The following is a 1,360-nucleotide window of genomic DNA, read 5'->3' on the forward strand; positions in this document are numbered from 1 at the left end:
ACCCGGTGCAGCTCGGCTGGCCAGCCAAGATCCTTCCAGATCCGCCAGCGCTCCTTGGCCGGCAGCGACTTGAACCAATAGAATGGCCGATCCGTGTCCTGTAGCGACTTCGCGCACGCCGGCAGGGCTTCGCCAATGCGGCGATAATCGGCCTCATAGGTCGTGCGATAGCACAGTGTCGCCGCCTGCTCATGGGCATGGGACAGCTTGAAGCTCCTGATCGAGCTCCAGTAAATCGTGTCGTAGATCGGACCCAGTTCCATGGGTATCAGGGCCCACCGGATGATAACCGGCAACGCAGCACGGGTGAGAAAAAAGCAACTCGTGTCGACATGCGTGCGCCCGTCATTCTTGTCGTCCTCGAACATGTAGCTGCCATCGAGGCGGTGCATGGTCCGGTTGGACGTGCACACTGCGGCACCAGTACGGACGTGGAGATCAGCCAGCTTCTCAAGATGAGAGGGCTCATACCAGTTGTCGGCATCCAGGAACGCCACCGCGTCATAGCCCTGGCTGAAGGCACTGATGCTGCCCAACACGCGGGGCAGGTTCCCACCATACCCGTGCGACTCGGGCAGTTCCAAGCTCTTGGCGCGCCAGTTCCTGACCACAGGATTCGGCCAGCCATCAGCGATGAAAAAGTGATCGCAAGCCAGCGTCTGGCCCAGAACACTTCTATGGCACTGCTCGAGAAACTCGTCAGGTTCCCGATAGTAGGGTGTGATGACAGCTATGCGCATTGAATTCTTCCCGCATAATAGCTGGTCGAGCAACTCGCGGTGGCCTGCATCTTTCGTCGATGCAGCGCGTCCAGCATCTCGTGATGGCCTGTGTCAGGGCGGACTGGTTGTCCCGTGGCGACGTGGCAGGGATCGGCCGACCGGCTGCGGGCTCCTCACAAATGTGTTCAAGAAATCCACTGACATGGGACAAATACATGCTGGCCATACATCAGATCAGGTAGACAATAGTTCGTTAGCCAAAAGTGCTAAGGGCATGTCCCGATCAGGCGTCCTATCCTGCCGCCGGACCTGGATGCAGCCATCTCGCTAGAGGCGGGACAGAGAAGATGACCATGCTTACCAAACCGCAGCACCGCGCGGCCAGTGAGCGGCCGCGCCGGGTCGGGATCGCCTTTCCAGGCGGATTCGAGTTCGGCGGCATCGGCCGGATGATGCTCTATGCAACTCAGGCCTTCGCGGCCATGGACGGTGGCCCGTGCTGCACGCCACTGGACGCCAGGGGCAGCGGCCACATCGCCATGATGCCCCTCCACCTCCTGCGGTCGGTCGGCTGGCTGGTCCGGGCGCAGCTGAGCAGGCGGGTCGACCTGGTCCACCTCAACGTCGCCGGCCGGGGC

General features: G+C 61.3%; 1 protein-coding gene and 1 pseudogene. One reads left to right on the forward strand and one right to left on the reverse strand.

Going from position 1 to position 1,360, the window contains the following annotated elements; all coding sequences use genetic code 11:
- On the reverse strand, window positions 1-740 hold a 740-nt coding region (locus EQG76_RS28505; protein ID WP_159718527.1), incomplete at its 3' end, for a glycosyltransferase family 2 protein.
- A 335-nt stretch (window positions 741-1,075) separates the two neighbouring features.
- On the opposite strand from EQG76_RS28505, the pseudogene EQG76_RS28510 reads away from it, so the two are divergent.
- Window positions 1,076-1,360, forward strand: a pseudogene (locus tag EQG76_RS28510) (hypothetical protein); the annotation flags it as partial.

Origin of the sequence: Geminicoccus flavidas (assembly GCF_009806515.1) — a bacterium.
Lineage (GTDB): Bacteria > Pseudomonadota > Alphaproteobacteria > Geminicoccales > Geminicoccaceae > Geminicoccus > Geminicoccus flavidus.